General features: G+C 73.7%; 18 protein-coding genes. 7 read left to right on the forward strand and 11 right to left on the reverse strand.

The window, feature by feature from the left end; translation table 11 throughout:
• Window positions 1-131: 131 nt before the first annotated feature.
• Complete coding sequence (locus NAG42_RS26345) at window positions 132-1,064, forward strand: SDR family oxidoreductase (protein ID WP_250034010.1); 933 nt, start codon at window positions 132-134, stop codon at window positions 1,062-1,064.
• Window positions 1,061-1,648, forward strand: coding sequence for a class I SAM-dependent methyltransferase (locus tag NAG42_RS26350; RefSeq protein WP_250034013.1), 588 nt, complete (start codon window positions 1,061-1,063; stop codon window positions 1,646-1,648). Before NAG42_RS26345 ends, NAG42_RS26350 begins: the two co-directional genes overlap by 4 nt.
• A gap of 22 nt (window positions 1,649-1,670) precedes the next feature.
• Here the strand turns inward: NAG42_RS26350 and NAG42_RS26355 are convergent, their stop codons facing one another.
• From NAG42_RS26355 to paaK, 7 genes are all read right to left on the reverse strand, one after another.
• The gene (locus NAG42_RS26355) at window positions 1,671-2,426 is read right to left on the reverse strand and encodes a hypothetical protein (RefSeq protein ID WP_250034016.1); all 756 of its coding nucleotides are present in this window, start codon (window positions 2,424-2,426) and stop codon (window positions 1,671-1,673) included.
• The gene (locus NAG42_RS26360; RefSeq protein ID WP_250034019.1) at window positions 2,426-3,352 is read right to left on the reverse strand and encodes a hypothetical protein; all 927 of its coding nucleotides are present in this window, start codon (window positions 3,350-3,352) and stop codon (window positions 2,426-2,428) included. Before NAG42_RS26360 ends, NAG42_RS26355 begins: the two co-directional genes overlap by 1 nt.
• A 232-nt stretch (window positions 3,353-3,584) precedes the next feature.
• Window positions 3,585-4,688 (reverse strand): amidohydrolase family protein, encoded by a 1,104-nt coding sequence (locus NAG42_RS26365; protein WP_250034022.1) that lies wholly within the window; start codon window positions 4,686-4,688, stop codon window positions 3,585-3,587.
• The gene (locus NAG42_RS26370) at window positions 4,685-5,287 is read right to left on the reverse strand and encodes a hypothetical protein (RefSeq protein WP_250034025.1); all 603 of its coding nucleotides are present in this window, start codon (window positions 5,285-5,287) and stop codon (window positions 4,685-4,687) included. Before NAG42_RS26370 ends, NAG42_RS26365 begins: the two co-directional genes overlap by 4 nt.
• Window positions 5,284-5,961 (reverse strand): hypothetical protein, encoded by a 678-nt coding sequence (locus NAG42_RS26375; protein WP_250034028.1) that lies wholly within the window; start codon window positions 5,959-5,961, stop codon window positions 5,284-5,286. Before NAG42_RS26375 ends, NAG42_RS26370 begins: the two co-directional genes overlap by 4 nt.
• Window positions 5,958-6,263: a hypothetical protein gene (locus NAG42_RS26380; protein WP_250034031.1), complete on the reverse strand. Its 306-nt coding sequence runs from the start codon at window positions 6,261-6,263 to the stop codon at window positions 5,958-5,960. Before NAG42_RS26380 ends, NAG42_RS26375 begins: the two co-directional genes overlap by 4 nt.
• A 12-nt stretch (window positions 6,264-6,275) precedes the next feature.
• A complete protein-coding gene (gene paaK, locus NAG42_RS26385; RefSeq protein WP_250034047.1) occupies window positions 6,276-7,589 on the reverse strand; it encodes a phenylacetate--CoA ligase PaaK in 1,314 nt (437 codons plus the stop codon).
• A gap of 206 nt (window positions 7,590-7,795) precedes the next feature.
• Here paaK and NAG42_RS26390 point away from each other — a divergent pair, with 206 nt between their 5' ends.
• The 5 genes from NAG42_RS26390 (at window position 7,796) to NAG42_RS26410 (ending at window position 15,783) form a co-directional block, all read left to right on the forward strand.
• A complete protein-coding gene (locus tag NAG42_RS26390) occupies window positions 7,796-10,453 on the forward strand; it encodes a helix-turn-helix transcriptional regulator (RefSeq protein WP_250034051.1) in 2,658 nt (885 codons plus the stop codon).
• Complete coding sequence (locus tag NAG42_RS44385; RefSeq protein ID WP_284045899.1) at window positions 10,450-12,951, forward strand: helix-turn-helix transcriptional regulator; 2,502 nt, start codon at window positions 10,450-10,452, stop codon at window positions 12,949-12,951. Before NAG42_RS26390 ends, NAG42_RS44385 begins: the two co-directional genes overlap by 4 nt.
• A gap of 85 nt (window positions 12,952-13,036) precedes the next feature.
• Window positions 13,037-13,753: an alpha/beta fold hydrolase gene (locus tag NAG42_RS26400; protein WP_250034053.1), complete on the forward strand. Its 717-nt coding sequence runs from the start codon at window positions 13,037-13,039 to the stop codon at window positions 13,751-13,753.
• Between the two features lie 5 nt (window positions 13,754-13,758).
• Entirely contained in the window at window positions 13,759-14,562 is an 804-nt protein-coding gene (locus tag NAG42_RS26405) for an alpha/beta hydrolase (protein WP_250034057.1), read from the forward strand.
• Window positions 14,563-15,321: 759 nt separating this feature from the next.
• Window positions 15,322-15,783, forward strand: a complete 462-nt coding sequence (locus NAG42_RS26410; protein ID WP_250034060.1) for a hypothetical protein — start codon at window positions 15,322-15,324, stop codon at window positions 15,781-15,783.
• Between the two features lie 466 nt (window positions 15,784-16,249).
• Here NAG42_RS26410 and NAG42_RS44390 read toward each other — a convergent pair whose 3' ends face one another.
• From NAG42_RS44390 to NAG42_RS26430, 4 genes are all read right to left on the reverse strand, one after another.
• Window positions 16,250-18,967 carry an FtsX-like permease family protein gene (locus NAG42_RS44390; RefSeq protein WP_308201192.1) on the reverse strand — a complete coding sequence of 906 codons (2,718 nt, stop codon included), beginning with the start codon at window positions 18,965-18,967 and terminating at the stop codon, window positions 16,250-16,252.
• Between the two features lie 127 nt (window positions 18,968-19,094).
• On the reverse strand, window positions 19,095-22,226 hold the full coding sequence (locus tag NAG42_RS26420; protein ID WP_250034064.1) for an FtsX-like permease family protein: 3,132 nt from the start codon (window positions 22,224-22,226) through the stop codon (window positions 19,095-19,097).
• Complete coding sequence (locus NAG42_RS26425) at window positions 22,220-22,900, reverse strand: ABC transporter ATP-binding protein (protein WP_250034073.1); 681 nt, start codon at window positions 22,898-22,900, stop codon at window positions 22,220-22,222. Before NAG42_RS26425 ends, NAG42_RS26420 begins: the two co-directional genes overlap by 7 nt.
• Entirely contained in the window at window positions 22,897-23,763 is an 867-nt protein-coding gene (locus NAG42_RS26430; RefSeq protein WP_250034074.1) for an ABC transporter ATP-binding protein, read from the reverse strand. The genes NAG42_RS26425 and NAG42_RS26430 overlap by 4 nt, the downstream gene beginning before the upstream one ends.
• Window positions 23,764-23,777 lie beyond the last annotated feature (14 nt).

A 23,777-nucleotide genomic window follows, 5' to 3' on the forward strand; every position in this document is an offset into this window, starting at 1 on the left:
AGCCGCCGCGAGGCACAGCCACGGACTACCGATCCCCCCTTCGCAGCCTGGGATCGGTAGTCCGTGGTTGTCCCCGGCGATCTGCCGCACTCTGGGTCCAGCACCACCGCCGCCGACTCCAGGAGCACCTCATGGCACGCACCCGACCGGACATCACCGTTCCCGACCTCACCGGCAAGCTCGCCGTCGTCACCGGCGCCAGCGACGGCGTCGGGCTGAGCCTGGCGAGGCGGCTTGCGGCCGCGGGGGCCGAGGTGCTCATGCCCGTCCGCAATCAGGCCAAGGGCGAAGCGGCGGTCGCGGCGATCAAGCAGGCCCATCCCCGAGCCGCCGTGTCGCTGCGCGAGCTCGAGTTGTCGTCGCTGGAGTCGGTGGCCGCGCTCGGTGCCCGGCTCCGCGACGAGGGCCGGCCGATCCACCTGTTCATCGGCAACGCCGGCGTGATGACCCCGCCCGACCGGCAGACCACGGCCGACGGGTTCGAGCTGCAGTTCGGCACCAACCACCTCGGCCACTTCGCGCTGGTGTCGCACCTGATGCCGCTGCTGCGCGCCGGTCGGGCCCGGGTGACCTCGCAGATCAGCGTGGCGGCCAACTCCAACGCCATCAACTGGGACGACCTCAACTGGGAGCGTTCCTACGACGGCATGCGGGCCTACAGCCAGTCGAAGATCGCCTTCGGCCTGTTCGGGCTGGAGCTCGAGCGGCGCAGCCGGGCCGGCGGCTGGGGCATCACCAGCAACCTGGCCCACCCCGGCGTCGCCGCCACCAACCTGCTGACCGCGCGCCCCGAGGTCGGCCGGGCCCGGGCCACCACCGGCGGCCGTTTCATCCACGCCATGGCCCGCCGCGGCCTGCTCGTCGGCACCCCCGACACCGCGGCGCTGCCCGCCCTGCTCGCCGTCACCGGCCCCGACGCCCGCTTCTACGGTCCCAGCGGTTTCCAGCATCTCGCCGGCGCACCGGCCGAGCAGACCCTCTATCCCCGCCTCCGCAGCACCGAGGACGCCGCCCGCATCTGGGAGATCTCCGAGCGCCTCACCAGCACGTCGATCCCCGCATGAGCGACCTGGCGGCCTTCGCGTCCGAGTTCGTCCGCGCCCCGATGGCGGTCGCCTCGGTCACCCCGAGCGGCCGGGCCCTGACCCAGCAGGTGACCTCCCCGGTGCCCGCCTCCGGTGACCCGGTGGTGGTCGAGCTCGGCCCCGGCACGGGAGCGTTCACCCAGGCCATCCAGACCCGGCTCGCGGGCCGCGGCCACCACCTGGCCATCGAGCTCAACCCGCGCTTCGCCACCCTGCTGGCCACCCGCTTCCCCCAGCTCGAGGTGGTCACCGCCGACGCCCGCGAGCTGATCACCGTCCTCGCCACCCGCGCCCGGCCCCACGCCGACGTGATCGTCAGCGGCCTGCCCTGGGCCGCCTTCGAACGCACCCAGCAGCAAACCGTGCTCGACGCCGTGGCCCAGGCCCTGACCCCCACCGGAGCCTTCACCACGTTCGCCTACGTCCACGCCCGCTGGACACCCCCGGCCCGCCGCCTGCGCCGCGCCCTGCACGACACGTTCGAAGAGGTGGTCCTGGGCCGCACGGTCTGGGCCAACCTGCCGCCCGCCCTGGTCTACCACTGCCGCCGAGCCCGAACCTGACCGATGTTCCGGCGTCGCCCGCTCAGCCGCCTTCCCCGCAGTCCTCGACCTCGCCCCCGTTCTTCTGCGGGTCGTTGTCCATCGGCACATTGCGGAGCTTGCCGGCGAGTTCGGACGAGGTCCGCCGAGCCTCGGTGAGGCGTTCGCTCGTGAGCCGCCAGCTCCGGGTGTCGACGGTGAACTCCAGCCAGATCCTGCTGTAGTCGATCACTCGTCGGTCGTTCTTGGCGAAGGCGTCGCTGTGCGGCGCGGCGATGCGATGCGTCTCGATCGTGCACGGCGGTATGTCGGTCAGCGCGACCTCGGCGTTCTGGCCGGAGGAGAGGGTGGCCAGGACATGGACGTCGCGCAGCGGCGCCGGGGATCGGTTCTGGATGAACATGTCGAAACCGGCGGGCAGCACGCTGCTGTACTTCCGGCCGGTGACGGCCCAGATCGCCACCCTCGAGCTGTATTTACGCTCGTCGCGCCGCTGGGCGTACTCGTTGAGAATCTGTTGATCCTCATTGAGGTCCAATTGCTGGATGAACGCGACTGTCGAGATGAGCAACGCGATCACGGCGGTGATGCCCTGAAGATAGGAGGCGCGCAGGTTCCGCCGCTCGGCGACGGTCAGGCCGGAAGACGTCTGCACCGGCGTGGCCGGGCCGGCTCCGTCAGCGGTGGGCAGGACGACCGGAGCAGATATGACTGTTGGAACCGGTGTGCTCTGTGCCGGCGCCTGCTTTCCGGTTACCCGCTTTCGCGGTTTCGGGATGGATGGGCGGCGGCGGCTCATCAGCCGGTACAGGACTGGGCGTAGGTCTCGGTGGAGACGGTCTCGAGATTGATGTGCCCGTTGACCATCTCGTCGGATCGGCGCAGAACGTCGTCGAACTGGTGGGCGTGCAGCCGGTCGACATCCTCCTGTTCCAGAGCGGCCTGGTCCTCCTGTCCCGGGCAGATACTCGGGGTGACGCGGAACGGACCGTCCGACGGCCCGATGAGCTGGGTGTATTCGGCGCCGTCATGAATGTAGGTCAACGCAAGCTCGAAGGTGCGCGCCCGTTTGAGAAGGGTGCCGACGATGAGAATCTGCCTCATCTCGCCGGAGGGGATGTCGATGGTGTTGCTGTCGAAGTACGGGGTGTCGGCGACGGTGCCCGAGTCGGTCGGCACCATGCCTATCGGCCGATCGGCGTCGAAGTTCATGGCGAGGGTGGTCTCGTCTCCGCCTTCGGTGCCGAGCAGCGCGAGCAGGCCGGATGGCATGCACACGTCGCGGGTGTTCACCGCCCGCACGTCGGTGACGACGATGTCCTCGTGCTCAGCGTTCTCGACGAAGAGATTGATGTCGGGATTGCCATAGATGAAAGCGCCTTCCGCGATCGCCCGGTCGAAGGGTTCGGTGGAATCACCGGTGAACTCCCCGGCCCGGAACGCGGGATAGTTGCTTCGGATCCCGGCGGGCAGGACGAAGTCCAGCCGGCCGTTGCTCGCGGTGAAGCCCAGGCTGGTCACCTGCAACAACGATCCGGTTTCGGAAACCGTGTTGGTCACCGCGGATTCGCCGCAATCCTGCTGTTGAGTGTCGGTGCTCGTGACCACGACGGTCGGAGTGGGGTCGGATTCGCCGGTTGCGTCGCTCCGGCTGCAACCGGACAGCGACGCTACTGCCAGAAGGGCGATGCTGGAGATGGCGAGCGGCCGTTTTGTGATTGTCATGTGGCCCTTCCTCGGGGGAGATGAGGGTCACTCTGACAGCGGTACGCGATTACTTTCAGTGGACAGATGGCTCCTTCGGGGAACCGGTCCGGCCTGGTCGTCGGCGACGAGTTGATCCACAGAGGTCCATGCGGCTGCGGTGACCCCGTCAATTGGCGGCCTGCCGTTGGCCGGTCGCTCAGTTACCGAGGTACCCCACCTGAGCTATGACAGCCGCGGACGACGACGCTCGTCACGTGTTCAGGTTGAACAACGTGCGGGCGTTGGTCTCCAGGAACTTGCGGGTCACCGCGGGCTTCAGGCGCTTGGCCAGGCGCAGCAGGGACTGGTTGTAGTTCTCGCGCATCTCGATGTTGGGGGGCTTGCGGACGAAATGGGTGGGGCCGTCGGTGGCGGCGTCGGAGCCGAAGAGGACTCGGTCGGGGCCCAGGTCGTCGAGGAGGCGCTCGGTGAACGTGGAGGCGCACCAGGAGGTTTCCAGGTGCAGGTTGGGGAGTCGTTTCGCGTGCTGGGTGGCTCGGCGGCGGCCCTCGGGCGGGCCCAGATAGGTGTGGTAGAGCACGAACTGGACGGTGGGGAAGCGCTCGGCCAGGTGGGCGATCAGGTCGGGGTCGGCCGGGCCGGGGGCGCTGTGGATGGTGACCGGGACGCCGGCCTCCTGGGCGATCTTCAGGTACGGGTCCAGGCCGGGGGTGTCGGCCGGGAAGTTGTCGTAGGCGGGGTGCAGCTTGAGGCCGGCTGCGCCTTCGGTCAGCCGACGGCGTACGTCATCGGGGCCGGGACCGCCCGGGCGCACCCACACCAGGCGGGTGAGCCAGGGGACGGCCTCGGCGACGATGTCGATGAAGTCGTTGTCGCCCCAGCTCACCACCGCCTGGGTCATGCCTCCGGACCAGGCGGCGGCGAGCAGGCTGTCGAAACCCAGCTGGTCGCGGCCGGGCGTCCGGGCGTGCACGTGTGCGTCCACCGGGTCGAGGCCGATCCACAGGCGGTAATCGGCGCCCTGGTTGTTGTCGCAGCGGGTGGCGGTCTCGTCGCGCACCACGCAGTCGAGCACCGCCCGGTCCCGCGTGGTCACGGCGGCTTCCCAGGCGTGATCGCCGACCTGCTCCATCGGCACGTCCACCGGCGACTTCCAACCGTCGTGGCCGACATGCAGCACCAAAGCCCGGCCACCGGCAGTGAGGCCACGGGCGGCGGGGCGGGCGGTCCGGGGGAGGCCGGCGGCGGTGACCCGGCCGGCGCGGGCGAGGGGCCCGGTGTAGCGCACCCGGCCCCGCACGGCCCGCCCGGCCGCGGGTGTCAGCCAGCGCAGCGGGTGGTCGTAACGCCTCACAGCTCGACTGTCCAGCCCGCACCGCCGTTGTCGTCCCAGCTCTCGAGGTCGTCGGCCGGGTCGGGACGCCCGTGCCGGATCAGGTGGAAGCCGTAGCGGATGCGCGTGCCCCGGACACCCCACACCCGGCCCCGGAACGTGTGCGGCAGCGGCTGCGCCCGGACGAACTCGTACAGGCTGCCCTCGTCGGGCGCGTCACCCATCGTCTCGAACGGCAGCCCGTCCATCACCGTGCTCGTGTAGTTCGGCACCGACGGCTCCCCTTCGCTCCACACCACGCCCACCGCCGTGAATTCCCCCGAAGCGTCCTCGTACGCCACCTCGGCCGACACGATGTCCTCGGTGAAGACCGGCGACGCGGCCCGGTCGTCCGCCCCGACCACGAAGAAGAAGTGGTGCAGCGCGAAACCGGAGTCCAGCCGCGGCACCTCGAGCACCGCCGTACGCAGCGGCCCGTCCTGCGGCGACAGCACCACCTGCTCGGCCGCCGACCAGTCCGGCGCCACCTCGCGGGCCGACCACGTGTAGTGCGCTTGCACCATCGAGATGCCCGGCCCCGGGTCCAGCCAGGACTTCCGGAGGCTGAAGAAAGGGGTCACAGATGATGGATCCAACAGTTTCCACCTCCCGGCGCCGACGAGCCGTACGGCCCGATCCAGGTCTCGCTTTTCTCCTCGGGCGGATACATGCGCCCGATGTGGTATTGCTGGACGATCGACGCGCCGCGCGGCCCCCACATGCGCGAAGAGAAGCGGTGCGGCAGATCCAACTCGTACAGCATCTGGTATTTCTCGCGGTGGAAACGCTCTTTGTCGTTGTACGTGTAGTAGTGGCGGGCCAGGAACTCGGAATCGGCCGGGATGCGCGGGTCCTCCATCGGGCTGTAGACCGGCGCGCCCCAGTCACCGACCGACCAGTAGATGCAGATGTTGGTGATCCAGCCGGTGTCGTCCACGTATTCGAGGTCGCGATAGACGATGTCCTCGGTGAACAGATCCGTCGTCCACCGGTGCCCGTTCTGGTGGACCTCGAAGTAGTAGTGGAACCGGTATTCCGGCGTGGACCAGCCGTGCTCCATGTCCCACACCTCGCGCGGCATGCGCAGCACCTTGAGCCGTTGCCGTGGATATCCGCCGAAGTCCTGCAGCACCCGGGCGTCGTGGCTCCAGCTCCAGTCCGGCCACTGACCGGGCGGCGTGCAGCTGTAGTGGATCAGCACCTGGTCGATGCCGTCCTCCTGATCGGTCCAGCCCTTCGGGTAGTACCAGCTCACGAGGGCCCCCACCCGTTGGCGCCGATGACCTCGAACGTCCGGACGCTGGGCACGCCCATCAGCAGCTCGGGCAGCGCCTGATAGAACGCGCTGGTCACCGGCTGGTCGAGGTAGCGCTGCATGTCGTCGACGCTGCGCCAGCTCGAGACGGCGAGCACACTGTCGCCGCTGCGCAGGGACTGCGCGAAGACGATGCCGGGCGCGTTCGCGACAACGTCCTGTTCCTGCTGGACGAGCAGCTCCGAGAGCCGGCCGATGGCGCCGGGCCGGGCGGTGGCCTCCAGAATGCGGAAGACGGCCATGGGTCCTCCTGATCAGTCGCGGTGATCGACCAAGCGCTGGATCTTGCCGGCCGAGCGGGCGAGCGTCTCCGGTTCGACGCCCACCACCTCGACGCTGGTGCCGATGGTGTCCTTGACCGCCTGGGCCACCTCGGCGGTGGCCGCGTCGCGGCGGTCGGCCGGGCAGTCGGGGCGGCCCTCGACCTGCACGGTGAGGTGGTCCATCCGGCCGCGGGTGGTGAGCACGAGCTGGAAGTGCGGGGCCAGCCCGGGCGTGCGCAGGATGATCTCCTCGATCTGGGTCGGGAAGAGATTCACCCCGCGCAGGATGATCATGTCGTCGCTGCGGCCGGTGACCTTCTCCATCCGCCGCATCCCGGGGCGGGCCGTCCCGGGCAGCAGGCGGGTCAGGTCGCGGGTGCGGTATCGGATGACCGGCATCGCCTCCTTGGTCAGCGACGTGAAGACCAGCTCGCCGAGCTCGCCCTCGGGCAGCACCTCGCCGCTCTCCGGGTCGATCACCTCGGGATAGAAGTGGTCCTCCCAGATGTGCAGGCCGTCCTTGCTTTCCACGCACTCCTGGGCCACCCCGGGCCCGATGACCTCGGACAACCCGTAGATGTCGACGGCGTGCAGACCGGCCCGCTCCTGCATCTCGAGGCGCATCTGCTCGGTCCACGGCTCGGCCCCGAAGATGCCGATCTCCAGGCTCGACTTGCGCGGGTCGAGGCCCTGCTTCTCGAACTGGTCGATGACGGTCAGCATGTAGGACGGCGTCACCATGATCACGCGCGGCTGGAAGTCGGTGATCAGCTGCACCTGCCGCGGCGTCATGCCCCCGGAGACCGGGATGACTGTGCAGCCGAGCCGTTCGGCGCCGTAGTGCGCGCCGAGCCCGCCGGTGAAGAGCCCATAGCCGTACGCGTTGTGCAGCCGATCGCCCGGCCGGCCACCCGCGGCCCGGATCGAGCGGGCGACCACCGTGGCCCAGAGGTCCAGGTCGTTCTGGGTGTAGCCGACCACGGTGGGCCGCCCGGTGGTGCCGGACGACGCGTGGATGCGGCGCACGTCGGCCTGCGGCACGGCGAACATGCCGAAGGGATAGTTCTCGCGCAGGTCGGACTTGCTGGTGGTCGGGAAGCGGGCCAGGTCGGCCAGCTCGTGGCAGTCCTCCGGATGCACCCCGGCCTCGTCGAACGCGCGCCGATAGTGCGCGACATTCTCGTACGCGTGGTGAAGCGTCCATCGCAGCCGCTGCAACTGCAGCTCGCGCAGCTGATCGACGCTCATCCGCTCGGCTTCGTCCAGCAGATCGGGGGGCGGCGCTTCGCCGAATGCAGCCGTCATGGCCCAGCCTCCATCGAGCCGATCGACCGGCCCGGGAGGGGTGCCCGGTAACGGTTCACCGACGCTCCGTATACCAAACGCTCGGCCCGGGGCGGCTGTCAAGACCGGCCGAACCGGCGGTCCGGCCGGTCACGGTGGCCCGCTGTTCAGGCAGAGGACGCGGGGGGTGCCGCCGAACACCGCCCGGCCAGGGCAGACTCGTACCGGTGAACGGTGATCAAGCTGCCGACGGCGACGCGCCGGGACTGATCGGGCGGGTGGGGCTCTGGGCCGAGCTGACGGCGTTGCTCGGCGAGGGGGCCGTGCTGCTGGTCGGCCCGGCCGGGATCGGCAAGACCGCGCTGGTGCGACGGTTCACGGCCGCCGCGGTCGCCGCCGGGCAGGTCGTGGTGCGGGCGCACGGCCGGCCCGGGATGTCCTCCGACCCGTACGCGGGATTGCGCGAACTTCTGGCCGGTCCGGAGCCGGCGGCGGCGGTGGACGCGTTGCCGGCCCGGCAGCGCGACGCCCTGCGAGCTGCCCTGTCCGGCGCGACCGACGGCATCGACCTGCTGACGCTGCGCCTGGCGCTGCCGGCGGCGCTCGAGTCACTGGCCGGGGACCGCCCGCTGGTGCTGGTGGTGGATGACGTGGACCGGCTCGACGCGCCCAGCTTCGACCTGCTCCTCGCGGCGACCGCGACGATCGTCTGGAACCAGCTGCCGGTGGTCGCCCTCTTCGCCGCCCGCGACGACCGGATGCCGCTGGAGCTGGCCGACCTGGCCCGGGTGGTCACCGTGCCCGCGCTGTCCGAGCCCGAGGCGGAGCGGCTGCTGGACACCGTCGCCGACGCCTCCGGCCGGGCCGACCGGCAGCGGCTGTTGCGGCTCGCCGCGGGCAACCCGCTGGCCCTGATCGAGCTCGGCGGCCGGGGCGAGCTCCCGGACGACACCGTACGGCTGTTCGTGGACCAGATCCGGCGGCTTCCGGAGGCCGCCCGCCGGGCCCTGACCTTCGCCGCCGCGGGCGAGAGCCGGATCTCGGTCGTCGCGGCCGCCGACCCCGGGATCACCGTGGACGATTGGCAGGACGCCGCGGCGGCCGCCCTGATCGAGGTGTCCGACGGGTGGGTCCGGTTCCGCCATCCGCTGGTCGAGTACGCCGCGCTGCTGGAGGCCGGCCCGGCCGCCGAACGGGAGGCGCACCGGCTGCTGGCCGCGGTCGTCCCCGATCGTTATCTGGCGCTGTGGCACCGCGCGTCGGCCGCCGAGGGCCACGACCCGGCACTGGTCGAGGAGCTGGTGGCCGCCACCGAGGAACCCGCGGTCGACCCACCCACCGCGCTGCGCCTGCTGGAGCTCGCGGCCGATCTGTTGCCGGTCGCCGAGCGGGCCCCGTTGTTGCTGCTGGCGGCCCGGCGCGCGGCGGCGATCGGCCGGGTCAACTGGGCCGCCACCCTGCTCGACCGGGCGCTGGCCGGCACCGACCCGGCCGCCGACCCCGGCCTGTACGTCGATCTGCTGGCCCTGGCCAGCTGGACCCTGACCGTGCGCGGCCGGCTGGACGCGAGCGCGCGGATGCTGCGTACCGCGATGGCCGAACGCCGGGCCGGTGTCACCGACCTGGTCCAGGTCGTGGTGACCGCGGGCTTCCCGGCCTTCCTGATGGGCTCGCCCGAGATGGACCGCGACGTCCTCGACGGGCTGCACCGGCTGCCCCCGGGAATCGGCGGGATCACGCTGATGCCGCGCTCGCTGACCGAGCCGGACCCGGGCATGATCGAGGTGGTGCGGGCCGCGCCGGCCGCCGAGACGCCGGCCGAGGTGCTGCCGATGGCCGCCTTCGCCGGTGGGGCGATGCTGCTCGACGAGCCCGAGCACAGCCTGCGGATGCTCGGCCCGGCGGTCCGGCTGGTGCTCGACGGGGCCGCGACCTCGGTGTATCTGACCGCGCCGGGCGTGGCCGGCTGGGCCCTGATCGATCTCGGCCGGTGGGCCGAGGCCGAGCAGATGATCGTTCCGCTGCTGTCCTTGCCGGTGGCGTCGGAGGCAGCGGTGATCCGGACCGGGGCCTACGCGCAACTGGCGGTGATCGCCTACAACCGGGGCCGGATCGACGCCGCCGAGGACTTGCTGCAGCAGGCCCGGCGGCAACTGGACGCGTTCGACGTGCCGGCCTTCGCGATCCGGCTGCGCTGGGCGCAGGGGACCGCGGCCCTGGCGACCGGCGACCACGACCGGGCCTACGAGCTGCTGCGCGCGGCGGCCGACGCCGACGGGGTCCACCACATCTGGCAGGTCCTGGTGTTGCCCGACCTGGTCAGCGCGGCCATGCGCACCGGCGCGACCGAGCACGCGAGGACCCTGGTGGACCGCATCGCGAGCCGCCCGGGGTGGCTGACCGGGCGACGAGCGGCCCGGCTGGCCGCCGCCCGGGCGCTGCTGGCCGACCGGCCCGGCGACCTCGTGACCGACGGGCCCGGTGCGTGGCCGTTCGAGGAGGCTGTGCTCGCCGTCGAGGTCGCCGACCGGCTGCGCCGCGCCCACCAGCCCGGCCCCGCCCGGACCCGGCTGCTCGACGCCCTGGAGACCTTCGACCGGATCCGGGCCGGGCGATGGGTCACCCGCACCGAATCCGACCTGCGGGTGCGCGCCCCCGCCGCGCGCACCGACCTGTTCGAGGCGGTGACCGCGCAGCAGGAGCAGATCGCCCGGCTGGCCGCCGCGGGCCTGACCAACCGAGAGATCGGTGAACAGCTGTTCCTGTCCCCGCGCACGATCGCGTCTCACCTCTACAAGGTCTTCCCGCTGCTCGGCGTGGCCAACCGGGCCCAGCTGGGCGACCTGCTGGCGACGGCCGACCAGCACCAGCCGGCCGGCCGATGAGCGGGCCGACCGGCCGGGAGGACGTCCTCGGCGCGCTGGCGGCGGGCGGCTCGGTGCTGATCGCCGGCGGCCGGGGGACGGGCCGCACCGCCGTGCTGGCCGAGGCCGCCCGCCGCTTCACCGCCGCCGGCGGGTCCGTGCTGGCCACCCGGGTCCTGGCCGGTGACGGCGCGGTGCCCCTGGCCGCCCTGCAACGCCTCCTGGCCCCGGTCCGGGACCGGGCCGTCGACCTGCCGCCGGACGCCAAGACCACGCTGGACAGCCTGTTCGGCACCGGCGGCCCGGACCACGGCCCGGTGCCGTCGGCCGGCACCCTGGCCCGCGCCGTCGGCCACCTGACCGCCGCGATCGAGGCCGAGGGGCGCTGGCTGTGGTGCGTCGACGACCTGGACCGCTGCGACCCGGCCTCGGCGTCCGTGATCACCACGAGCGGGGTCCCGGTCCTGGCCACCGCGGTGACCCCGCCGCCCGGCCTGGCCTGGCCGGTGGTCCGGCTGAACCCGCTGCCCCGGACCGCCGCCGCCGGCCTGCTCGCCGGGCTGCCCGGAGCGGCCTCGCACCCGGCCGCACATGTCGTGCTGGCCCAGGCCGGCGGCAACCCGCTGGCGCTGGTCGAGCTGGCCCGGACACTGCCGCCGGCGGCCGGTCTGCCGGCCACGGTCACCGAGCTGCCGGTCCCGGCCCGGCTGCGCGGCGCGCTCGCCCCGGCCGTCGCCCAGCTCGAACCGGCCGAGCTGGACGCCGCCGTGCTGGCCGCGCTGGCCGTCGAGGCACCGGCCCGCGAGCCGGCCGGCCGGTGGGATCAGCTCGTCGCTCCGGACGTGTGGGACCGGCTGATCAGCGCGGGCATCGTGCGACCGGGCCGCCGGCACCGCCCGAGCCACCCGGTCGTCCGGGCGGCCGTCCTCGACCGGGCCGGGCCGGCCGCGCAGCAGGAAGTCCGGCGGCGGCTCGCCGCCCACCTCGACCCGGCCGGTCCGGCGTACGCGTGGCATCGCGCCCGCGGCGGCCAGGAGCTCACCGCGGCCCAGGCCACGGCACTCGAGCACGCCGGTCACGCGCTGGCCGCCACCGGCCGGCTGCGGCCGGCGGCCTACGCCCTGGCCATGGCGGCCGAGCACACGCCGCCCTCCCCCGTGGCCGACCGGCGCCGGGATCAGGCCGTCCACTGTGCGCTGTCGGCCGGGGAGGTCGCCTGGGCCGATCGGATCGCCGCCGGCGGCGTCAATCCCGGAGCGTCGATCATCGATCTGGTCGGACAGGCCTGGCTGCGCGGCGACGATCGGTCCCGGGCGGCGCTGCGCTCGGCCGTGAACCATCCGCGGCCGGCCTGGGTCGAGGCGATCACCGACGACGCCGACCCCGGCGGCCGGTTCGCCCGCGAGATGCACCAGGACCGGCCCCACCCGGGCATCGCGCAGCTCACCCCTGCGCAGCAGTGGACCATGTACGGGGTGATGGCGCTGTCCCGGCACGAGACCACACAGGCGCGGCGCTATCTGCTCGAGGCCACCGATCTGGCCCCCGGCGCCGGCTACCAGCTGCCGATCGCGGCGACCGCCCTGGCCTGGGCCGAGTTCGACGCGGGCGAGCTCGACCGGGCCGACCGCACCGTGGCGGCGGCGCTGCGCAATCCGGCGGTGGGCGGCGAGGTCGCCGACCTCGTACGGGCCGGGGCCTTCACCGTACGGGCGGCGGTGGCCCTGCTGCAGGAGCGGGACGACCGCGAGGAACGCCTGCGGGACGTCCTCGACGGCCCGGTGGCGGCCGCCCCCGCGCACGAGCAGCGCCTGATCCGGGCCCGGGGCCAGGCCGACGCCATCGCCGGGGACTTCGACCTGGCCTTCCGTCGCTTGCGGCGCCTTTATGACGACGACGGGCAGCCGGTGCACTACCGCGTCTCCGACCTCGGCCTGGCCGACCTGGTGAGCGCGGCGGTGACGCTGGACCGGGCCGGCGAGGTGACGGCAATCGTCGCCGCCGCCGAGCCGCGGGTCCGGGCGCTGGGGTCGCTCCGGCTCACCGCCATCTGGCAGCGCGCCCGGGCCCTGCTCGCCGGGCGGGACGCCGCGGCGGAGACGCACTACCGGCTCGCGCTGGACGATCCCGGCACCGGTCAGTGGCCGGTCGAACGCGCGGCCGCCGCCGTCGACTACGCCCGCTGGCTGCGCCGCGGGCGCCGACCGGCCGAGTCGCGGGCCCTGCTCGAGTCCGCGCGCGACGCCTTCGCCGCGGCCCGGCTCCCGGCCTGGCGGGCCCGCGCCGACAGCGAACTGGCGGCGGCCGCGGCACCGGCCCATCGCGACGTCACCGCCCAGCTCACCCCGCAGCAACGCGAAGTGGTCCGGCTGGCCGCCCAGGGCCTGACCAACCAGCAGATCGCCACCCGGCTGGCGTTGTCGCCGCGTACCGTCAGCACCCACCTGGCCCGGGCGTTCCCGGTGCTCGGGGTCACCCGGCGGGCCCAGCTCCGCGCGGTCCTCGACCCGCCCGGCTGAGGCCGTCAGTCATTCAACGGACGACGACCCCCACCCGCGCTCGGCAGCATGGCGGCATCACATCCGGCGCACAGGGGAGACCACCATGCCGCAGAACCCGACCATCGTCCTGATCCACGGAGCGTTCGCCGACGCCGCGTCCTGGGCCCCGGTCACCCGGGAGCTTCTCGACCGCGGATACCGGGTGCTGGTCCCGCCGGTCTACAACCGCAGCCTGATCGAGGACGCCGCCTCGGTCAAGGCGTTCGTCGAGTCCGTCGAGGGCCCGGTCGTGCTGGCCGGCCACTCGTACGGCGGGGCCGTCATCACCGTGGCGGGCGTCGCCGACAACGTGGCCGCGCTGGTCTACGTCTCCGGCTACGCCCTGGAGGAGGGCGAGAGCCTGGCCCAGCTGCAGGGCGGCTTCCCCGATTCCGACCTCGCGGCCAACCTCGTCTACACGCCCTACCCGGTGGCCGGCGGCGAGCCCGGGACCGACGTCTCGGTGAAGGTCGACGCCTTCCCGGCCGTGTTCGCCGCGGGTGTCGACCCCCGGGTGGCCGAGGTGCTGGCCGTGTCCCAGCGCCCGCTGTCGGCGGTCGCGTTCGGCGAGACCGCGCCGGTGGCCGCCTGGAAGACCAAGCCCGGCTGGGGCATCGTCTCGGCCGCCGACCACACCATCAACCCGAACGTCGAGCGCTTCGGCTACAAGCGGGCCGGCCTGCGCGAGGTTGTCGAACTGGACGGCCCGCACCTGGTCATGCACGCGCTGCCGGCGCGGGTCGCCGACGTCATCGAGACCGCCGCCCGCGCCTCCGCGTGATCACCGTGCGGGACCGGCCGGTCCGGATGGCGGGGATCGACGAGCAGTGGATCACCATCGACGGTGGACCGGCCGGCCCGGTCCGGGTGAGCATCGTGCGCCCCGAGGGGGCGACCGGAACGCTGCCGGTGGTGCTCCACACGCACGGCGCCCCAGCGGTGTCCGGCGACGAACACACCCACGACCGCCTGATGCGCGACCTGGCCACCGGCACCGGCGCCGCGGTGGTCTGCCCGCGCGACCCGGTCGCCGACGAGCAGTCGTACGCGGCCGCGCGCTGGGTGACCACCCAGGGCGGGGAGCACGGCCTGGACGGCTCGCGGATGGCCGTGGCCGGGGACTCGGTCGGCGGCCGCACGGCCATCGCGCTGACCCTGCTGGCCCGTGAGCGCGGGGACGTCACGTTCCGCGGCCAGGTGCTGTTCTGCCCGGTCACCGGCACCGACAAGCACCTGCGGTTCGCCGAGGGATACTGGCTGCGCCGCGACGCCCTGATGTGGTTCTGGGACCAGCACACGACCGGCGCCGCCGAGCGGAAGCCGGCGCCGTGGGCCACCACCGAGGACCTCACCGGCCTGCCGCCGGCCCTGGTGGTGACGGGCGAGTGCGACGGCCAGCGCGACGAGGGCGAAAGCTACGCGACGCGCTTACGCGCCGCCGGCGTCCGGGTCACCGCAGTCCGGTACGGCGGAATCACCCACGACTTCGTCACGGCCGGCAGCCGCCCCGACACCCCACAGGCCCGCGCCGCCGTGGCCCAGGCCGTGGCCCACCTGTCGTCCGTCCTGGCTTCCCCACTCCCACGCTGAACCCCAGCCGGGGTCAAGCAGTGCTGGGCACCGCGGGTACGAGTCACCTCGCGCAGAAGGGGGCACCCTGAGCAGCGCGGGGCACCTCGCAGTGGGGGGCACCTGGCAGTGGGGGGCACCTCGCAGTGGGGGGCACCTCGCAGTGGGGGGCACCTCGCAGTGGGGGGCACCTCGCAGTGGGGGGCACCTCGCGCAGTGCGGGCACCCCGCGCAGTGCGGGGCACGGGCTCGGGCATCGCGGCCATCGGTCGGCCTCGGTCGAACAGCAAGGGACCCTCGCAAGCTGCGGTTGAACAGCACGGGACGCTCGCAAGCTGAGGTCGGGCAGCATGGGGCGTACGCCAGCTGTCGTCGAGCAACACGGGGCACTAGCCGGCCGCGGCCGGTTGGCACGTGTTACCTGTCGTTCGCGGTGCGGCTGGCGGGAGCCATCGGCCGGGTGGCATCGGCGTTTGTGATGGGACTCGCGGGCCATTGGTCAGGTGGCATCCGTCAGGCGTGGTGGGGCTGCGCGGGATACCGGTGGGCCGCGGTTGGGTGGCACCGATCACTGGTCAACCGGGCCGGGTGGCGGGGGTCACCGGCACTCGCGTCTGGTTGGCGTCCGTCGCGATGGTGAAGCGCCGGGCGCCAAGCAGCGAGAATGCGGACGACTACCGGATGGCTGGTATCGCGGGATTGGGGCCAGCAGCATTGCGGGGGTGTCCAGTCCGGAGAACCGTGGGCCGCACGAGGAAGCCTCCCGAAAGGACCGGACCGATGGCCAGTCACGCATTGCCCACCAGATCGCATGTCGCCTGGCGCGACATCCCGATCGTTCAGCGCGTCCTCGCCGTGGTGACCGCGGCGCTGCTGGGAGTGGACGGATATGTCCATCTGAAACACGCCGCCCAGTACGACCAGTTCCGCTCGTCGGTGATGAGCGAGGGCACACTCTTCCGCATCCAGGCGGTGGTGGCGATCGTGGTCGCCCTCGCCCTGCTCATCCGGCCCGGCGTCATCACCTGGATCATCTCGCTGCTGGTCGCGGGCAGCGCCGCCGTGGCGGTGACCCTCTACACGTACGTGAATGTCGGCCAGCTGGGCCCGCTGCCCAACCTGTACGAGGGCACCTGGAACGTTCCAGGCAAGGTTGGTTCGGCCGTGGCCGAAACGATCGCCGCCTTGATCTCGATCGCGGGTTTGGTGCTGGCCCTGCGCTCCCGCCGGGCTCACACCTGACCAGCCCACCGGCCGACCGGGCGGACATCTGATCAGCCCGGCCGACCGAGTGAAACCCGCTCAGCTCACCGGCGGACGCCCGATCAGCCGCCGACGAAGTCAAAATCTGCTCAACCCGCCATGCGAACGCCCTTCAGCCCACTGGCGGGGCGCGCCTTTCGGCTCACCGGCCAAGAGAGCACTATGTAGTCCCCTGGCCGGATGAGCGCTTTCGGCCCTTCACCCGGGTGAGCGCCTTTCAGCGCACTGGCCGGGCGGACGCCATTCAGTCCACTGGTCAAGCGAGCGCCATTCAGTCCCCGGGCCCGGCATCACGGTGCAGCTCGGTGGGGTGTCGACCGGGGCTGGGGCGGGGCGAGCGCCTTTCGGCCCTTTGGCCGGGTGAGCGCCTTCAGTGCACTGGCCGGGCGGACGCCACTCAGCCGACTGAGCGAACAACTGATCAGCCCGCCCGATGGACGGCTGGTCAGCCGCCGCCGGCTCGTAGGACGTCGCCGAGGCGGCGGCGTCGGCGTACGGAGGCTTCGGTGGCCACGACGGCGGCCAGCACCGCGGCCAGCGCGCCCACCGTGCCGAGTTCCAGCACCCACCATGGCACCACCATCGCCGGGTCGGCCACCTGGCCGGTGAGCATCCGCAGGGCCAGCGGGCCCAGCGTCAGCCAGGCCAGCAGAGCGCCCAGCGCTGGACCGCACACCCCCGCCACCACCAGCACCGGCAGCAGTTCGCCGGCCGCCACCCGGTGGCTGTCGCGCGGCCGCAGGCCCAGTGTCCGCAGCCGGGCCAGCGTCTCCCAGCGCTCGGGCGCACTCGCCGCGGCGGCCAGCGCGAAGCCGAGCAGGGCCAGCGCCAGCAGGATCGCCGCCGCGACCAGATAAAGGCGGGTGAGCCCGGCGGTCAGCGGCGCCGTGCGGCGCTCGTCGAGCAGGCCGGCCCGGGTCGTCAGCCGCCCGTCGGCCCCCGAGGCCTGGATCGCCGCGGCCGCGCCGGGGCCGGTCGCCCAGATGGTGTCGGGCTCGAAGGCCAGGCCGCCCGCCTTCGCCGCCGCCACGTCCACCACGACCACGTCGTCGCCGGTGCCGACCGGCGGCGCGGCACCGACCGCGACCAGCGGGATCGCGCTGTTGGTCTGCAGCGGGATGCGGAAGCTCGTGCCGGGCCGCAGGGTGTTGTCGCTCGTGCGGACCAGGGCCGGGATGGTGCCGTCGCGAGCCGTGGTCAGTCCGGCCGGGTCGGGCAGGCCGGGCAGGGGAGTGCCGGCGAGCAGCCGGCGGAAGCTTGCCGTGTCCACCACGACCAGGCGGGCGACGATCGCGGTGGAGTCGGCGATGAAGCGCTCGTTCTCGACGACGCGGGCCGCGACGACGTTGCGGACGCCGGGTGCCGCCGCCACCTTGGCCGTGACCGGGACGGTGGCGCCGGCCGCCTCGGAGCCCATCGTCAGCCGGGCGTCGGCGCCGGCCGACTGCCAGGCCCCGTCGGCCAGGCCCTGCTCGGTGGTGGCGTTCAGGGTGAAGGCGTACGACGCGAGGGCGATCGCCGTGATCAGGGCGAAGGCGGGCAGCACGCGGGAGGTGGCGGCGGCCCGGGCCGCGGCGAACAGCACGAGTGGGCGCCGGGAGCGCAGGGCCATGGCGAGGGTGGCTCGGGTGGCCGACGGCATCAGGCGTACGAGAAGGAGGGCGACAGCCAGGGCGACGAGCGCCGGCGCGGCCGCGGGCAACCCCACGTCGCCGTCGGCGCTGGAACCGATGCCGCGCTGCCGCAGGGCGATGAGCGCACCGGCGGCCAGGGCGACCACGGCGGCGTCCAGCGCGGCCCGGCGGAGCTGACCGGTGCGCCGCGCCCACCGACGGGCGCTGCGGTTGGCCGGCGCCCGGCGGTCGCGGGTGGCCCGGGCGGCGGCCAGCGTGCCGAACGCCGGCCCGGCCGCGAGCGCGATCACGACGAACGGAAGAACCCAGGTCAGCGCGGCTCCGCCGGCCAGCGCGAAGCTCAGGGCGAGACCGAGTGCGGCCGCGGGCACCGTCACCGCGACCGACTCGATCGCGAGCTCGGTGGCCAGGCCGGGCAGCGAGGCGCCGCGTTGCCGGGCGGTGGTCAGAGCGGCCGTACGCCGCCGGGTGAGCAGATCGGCGGCCAGGCTCACGACGAGCAGCGCGCCGGCCAGCACGGCGATCAGCAGCACGGCGGCCTGGGCCGAGGCGGTGGCGATCTGAGCACGCAGGTCGCGCAGCACGCTGTCGAGCTGGGTGGCCCACTTGAGAGAGTCGTCGCGCTCGGCCGAGACCGCCGAGCCACCCTTGAGAGCCGCCACCGCTTCGGCCAGCGCCTGGGCCGACTTCCAGGTGAGCCTGTCCGGGTCGGCGTCGAAGCGGACGGTGCGGCGCAACTGGTCGGGGCGGAAGGCCAGGCGGGCGTCGGGCAGCGACTGGTCGGAGAGCCAGCCGCCGAACCGGGTGCTGCCCAGGCCGTCCCGGTTGGCCGCCGGCTGCAACAGCCACGGTGCCAGGCGCCAGGCCGGGTCGCCCGGGTCCACCGGCCGGAAGATGCCGCTGACCCGGACGTCGTACGGGGTCCGGCGCTCGTCCTGCACCGGGAGCCGGTCGCCCGGCTTCGCCCCGAGCGCCTTGGCGTCGGCCTCGGACAGCCCGATGTGCATCGGCCACGGTTTGCCATTCAGCGGGATCTCGACGGACTGGTCGGTTGTGGCCGGGCCGGGGGCGCGCCCGGAGATCCAGGTGACCGCCGGACCGCCGGAGTCGTCGCGCAGGTATTCGAGCTGGAGCCGCCGCTGCACGCTGCCGTCGGTGACCGCCATCGAGATGCTCGAGACGGTCGTGACCGGTGGCCGGAGCGCCGAGCGCAGGCTCGCGTCGAGGTCGCTCTTGGCCAGCGAGCCGATCCCGGCGACGTCGTCGGCCAGCCGCGGGGAGCGGAGCCGGCCGCCGGTCGGCCCGTAGTCGTCCGGCCAGTCCGACTCCACCCGCACGGCGGCGTCGTCGGCCGCGCGGCGGATCGCGTCGCGGGTGGCCTCGTCCGAGGTCGTGCGGATCAGCGGCGGCGTGGCCCCGGCCAGCAGAGCCACGACGGCGACGACGCAGGCGACCAGCAAGAGCGGACCGGCGTCGGCCCGGGCCCGGCCGCGGATGCTCGGCCAGTGCAGGGCCGGCCAGGCGCTCACGACGCCACCCGCAAGGCTGCCCGGGCTTCCACGACGCCACCCGCAGTGGCCGTCCGGGCCTTCACGACGCCACCCGCAGTGGCCGTCCGGGCCTTCACGGCGCCACCCGCAGTGGCCGTCCGGGTCTTCACGACGCCACCCGCAGGTGTGCCGCGTCGGCCCGGCTGACCTGCACCAGGACGGCCGAGCCGACGGCCAGCGCGCAGGCCGCGACCAGCCCCGCGAGAAGCAGGAGCTCGCCGCCCCAGGGCCAGTGGGCCACGGCCGACGGCACGGCGGCCGCGCCGGTGTCCGAGCGGATCAGCAGCGGTGCGATCAGCCACGTGGCCAGTGCGCCGACGCCGGCGCCCGCGGCCAGCAGCGGCAGCACGACCGCGGCGTGTTCGCCCAGCAGCGCGGCCCGGATGCCGCGGCGGGACACGCCGAGCCCGCGTAGCCGGGCCACCTCGACCGCGCGTAGCTGCGTGTCGCAGGTCACCTGGAGCAGCACCCCGCCCAGCAGCAGGACGATCGCGGCCACCACGAGCACCCGCAGGACGGCCGGGAAGGAGGCGCGCAGCGGGCTGCCGGTCAGCCGCTCGCCCTCGGCCTGGCGGGTGGTGACGGTGCCGAGGCGCAGCTCGCCGATCCGGGCGGCGGCGTCCGCGCGGGCCGGGTCCCCGACCCACCACTCGGTCACCGGGGAGTCGACGTTGCCGCGTACGGCCAGGGCTCGCGTCAGCCGGTCCACGTCGACCAGCAGCGCGGCGGCACCGGCGGCCGACGGCACCTGGGGCACGATTTCGGCCACTGTCGCGTGCACCGCGGTCTGGTCGAGGGCGAACGAGATCTCGGAGCCGCGGCGGGCGCCGACGTCGGCCGCGAACCGTTGGGAGACGACCACCGGCACCGGGCCCGGATCGGCGAAGGCGGTGGCGACCAGGACCCGGGTCAGCGGGGTCGTCTCGGCGAAGCTCACCGCGGCGCTCAGCCTCAGCCGCGTGCCGGTGACCCCGACCTGGGCGTTGTTGAGCTGGTTGGCCTCCGGCGCGGCGGCCCGGACCGTCCACGCCGACGTCGACGGACCGGGCAGCGTGATCGTGGCGTCGATCGCGGCCACGTGCTGGATCCCGGTCTCGCCCAGCACCGACAGCGTGACGCCGATCAGCCGCAGCCCGGCGATCGGGACGCAACCCGGCAGCGGATGGGGACGGCCGTCCAGCGCGACCGGGTCGCCGTCACAGGTCGTCCGCAGCCCGATGTCGTCCTGCAGCAGCAGGTGCGGGGTCACGGCGATCGGTTTGTCGCCGGTGGCCGTCCCGGTGAGCGACGGGGTGTTGCCCTCGGGCAGGGCGACGCCGGTCACCGGGGCCGGCGGCACCAGGGCCCGGGTCGCGCCGGCCCAGCCGTCCGGGTGATCGGCCCGGCCCCGCAACAGGGCGTCGGCGTGCCGGGTGTCGATGGCCACCAGCTGCGGGGCCGTGGACGGGCCGCCGAGCCACTGGCCGACCACGATGTTGTTCTTGGCGACCGGGCTGATCACCCCGCCGGTGGCCGCGCCGACCTGGGCGCTCTGCCCGGTGGCGGGGGCGGTGGTCAGGGAGACGGCCAGGTCGGTGCCCACGGACAGGTCGGCCTGGTCGCGCTGGGAGGTGTTCCAGGTCGAGCCGAACGCGGTGCCGAAGGTCGCGGCGGCACAGCCCAGGCAGATCAGCAGCCCGGCGGCCAGGGCCTGCGGGCGGCGGGCGGCCCCGGAGGCGGCCAGCGACAGGGTGAAGCCGCGGGCCCGGCCGGCCAGCCGCTCGGCCCCGCGCAGCAGCGGCGGGACCAGGCGCAGGGCCAGCGCGGCGCCGGCGGTCAGGATGAGGGCGGGCGCCAGAACGCGTACGGCATCGGCCCGGGACCCGGCGGCGGCCGGCTGGGCCCGCAGCTGCCACCAGCTGACCACCGCGAGCGCCAGCAGCAGGAGGTCGAGCCCGGAACGGGCGAGCAGCTCGCGGTGGGTACGGCGATCCCCGGGATCAGCGGCCGGCCGGGTGCCCAGCCCGACGTTGAGCGCCGCCAGGGCCAGCGCCCCGCCGGCCACCACGGCGATCTGGGCTCCGGTCACGGTCACCGGGGCGGCGAGCCCGGCCCCGTCCAGCGGAGGGAGCCGGGTGAGCGCGGCATACAGCAACGCGGAGAGCGGCACCGCCAGCGCGGCCGCCACCACGGCGATCGCCCCGGCCTCGGCCGCGGCCACGGCGGTGAACTGGCGCCGGCTCGTGCCGAGGGCGGCCAGGAGGTCGAACTCGGCGGTCCGGACCCCGGTCGTCAGCCGGCCGGCCAGGGTGAGCGCGATCGCCGTGAGGACCAGGCCGATCAACGCCAGCGCGAGGACCGCCCCCGAGGTGAGCTGCTGCTGGTCGCGCGCGGCGAGCAGCAGCTGGGGGAGCGGGGACGAGACGCGCTGGATCTCCACCCGGTCGCCGAGCGTGCCCTCCAGCTTGCGGTTGGCGTCGAGCAGCGACGCGGTGAGCTGGTCGAGCCCCCGGCCGGTGGGCGCGGAGAGGTCGGGCCGGGCGGTGACCTCGAGCCGGCTCAGCGCCGACCCGCCGGTCAGCAGGTCGCCCAAGCCCACCAGGAACGGCCCGTAGGCGTGGATCTGCCGGGCCGAGGTGCTCTCCGGCGGGTCGGCGTCGAACCCGGTCCCACCCAGCGGGTCACGGTCCCAGCCGGTGTCCGGCAGCGGCCGGACGACGGCGACGATCCGCAGGTCGACGGGCTGGTTGGGGGAGCGGCCGAGCTCGGGGCCCAGGTGCACGCGGCTGCCGGGCTTCAGTCCGAGCAGCCGGGCGGTGCTCTGCAGGACGGCCGCCTCCAGCGGCGCCCGGGGCCAGCGGCCGGAGACCAGTGCCGCCCGCGACCGGAGATCCTCGATGGCGCCCAGGTAGCCGCCGCCCAGGACGCCGTCGGAGTCGGCCGCCGGCAGCAGCCGGAGGGCGGCTGACACCCGCGTCGTCGTGGTCACCCGGAACGGCGCCACCGCGGTGGTCAGCACCGTGCGGGTGTCGGCGGCGACCGACTCGGCGTCGGCCGCCGCGACGGTTCCCACATAGGCGGTGGCCGTGGTGTCGTCCGGGTCGGCCCGGGCCGCGGAGACCTCGACCGCGCGTTCCGAGGTGCGGGTGACCAGCAGCGTGCACGTGCCGAGCAGGGTGGCCCCGATGACCAGGATCGTGAGCAGGGAGGCCAGCAGCGGCCACTGGGCCCGGGCCCGGCGCGGCAGAAGTCTCAGCACGCGGGGACCCGGCCGTCGCTGATCTGGATCACCCGGTCGGCCAGCGCCATCATCACCGGGTCGTGGGTGGCCACGACGGCGGTGACGCCCTCGGACTCGACCACGCCGCGCAGCAGCCCCATGACGGCCAGGCCGGTCTCGGCGTCGAGCTGACCGGTCGGCTCGTCGGCGATGAGCAGGCGGGGTGAGGCGGCCAGGGCGCGGGCGATGGCCACGCGTTGTTGCTGGCCGCCGGAGAGTTCACCCGGTCGCTGCTGGGCGTGGTCGGACAGGCCGACGAGGTCGAGCAGCAGGGCGACGCGGCGTTCGCGGTCGCCGGGTTCGGCGCGGGCCAGCCGCAAGGGCACACCCACGTTCTCGGCGGCCGAGAGCACCGGGATGAGGCCGAAGGTCTGGAACACGTACGAGACTTTGTCGCGGCGCAGGCGGGACAGGCCGTCCTCGTCGAGGCCGGTGACCTCGAGCCCGTCGACGACGACCGTGCCGGAGTCGGGGCGGTCGAGGCCGCCGATCACATTGAGCAGCGTGGTCTTTCCGGAACCGGACCGGCCGACCAGGGCGACCATCGTGCCCGGCTCGACGTCGAACGACACGTCCCGCAGCGCGTGCACGGCCGCCGTACCCGAGCCGAAGGTCCGATTCACTTCCCGTACGGCGAGAAGGGCCCCGTTCACGCGTCGGGCCGGATCGTAATGTGGTCGGGTTCGAGAGCGAGCCGCACCCGGCGGGTGAGGGCGAGCGCCTCGCGGTAGTCGCGGGGCAGCTGGATGCGCCCGGCCCGGTCCATCACGGCGTACTCCTCGGCGATCACGTGGGTGCCGCCGTCGTCGGCGGTGGCCGTGCGGCGCAGCACTTCGCTGCTGGTGCGCCCGTCGCGGATGGCCACGGTGCGCTCGACCTGACCGCTGACCGCGGGGTCGTGGGTGACCACGACGATGGTGACGCCGAGGTCGCGGTTGACGTCGCGCAGCGCGCCGAACACGTCGGCCGAGGTCGTGGTGTCGAGTTCACCGGTCGGCTCGTCGGCCAGCAGCACGTGCGGCTGGTTGGCCAGGGCGACGGCGATGGCCACGCGCATCTGCTGCCCGCCGGAGAGCTGCCCGGGCTTGCGGTCGGCGCAGTCGGCCACACCGAGTGACTCGAGCAGCTCGCCGGACCGTTGCCGGCGCACACTCGACGGCGTGCCGGCGGCGGTCATCGGCAGGTCGACCATCTGCCGGGCCGTCAGATACGGGATCAGGTTGCTGGCCGTCTGCTGCCGGACGAAGCCGACGGTGTGCCGCCGGTAGCGCACCCGGTCGGCCCGCGACATCGCCAGCAGGTCCCACTGCTCGACCCGGGCCCGCCCGGCGGTCGGCGCGTCCACCCCGGCCAGGATGGACAGCAGCGTCGACTTGCCCGAGCCGGAGGCCCCGACGACGGCGATCATCTCGCCCTTCTCGACCACCAGGTCGAGCCCCTGCAGAGCCTGCACCTCGACCGGGCCGGTCTGATAGATGCGCACCAGGCTCTCGCAGGCGATCAGCTCGTCCGACACGCTCCACCTCCGCC

The sequence above is a fragment of the Paractinoplanes maris genome, from assembly GCF_023544465.1.
GTDB classification, from domain to species: domain Bacteria; phylum Actinomycetota; class Actinomycetes; order Mycobacteriales; family Micromonosporaceae; genus Actinoplanes; species Actinoplanes maris.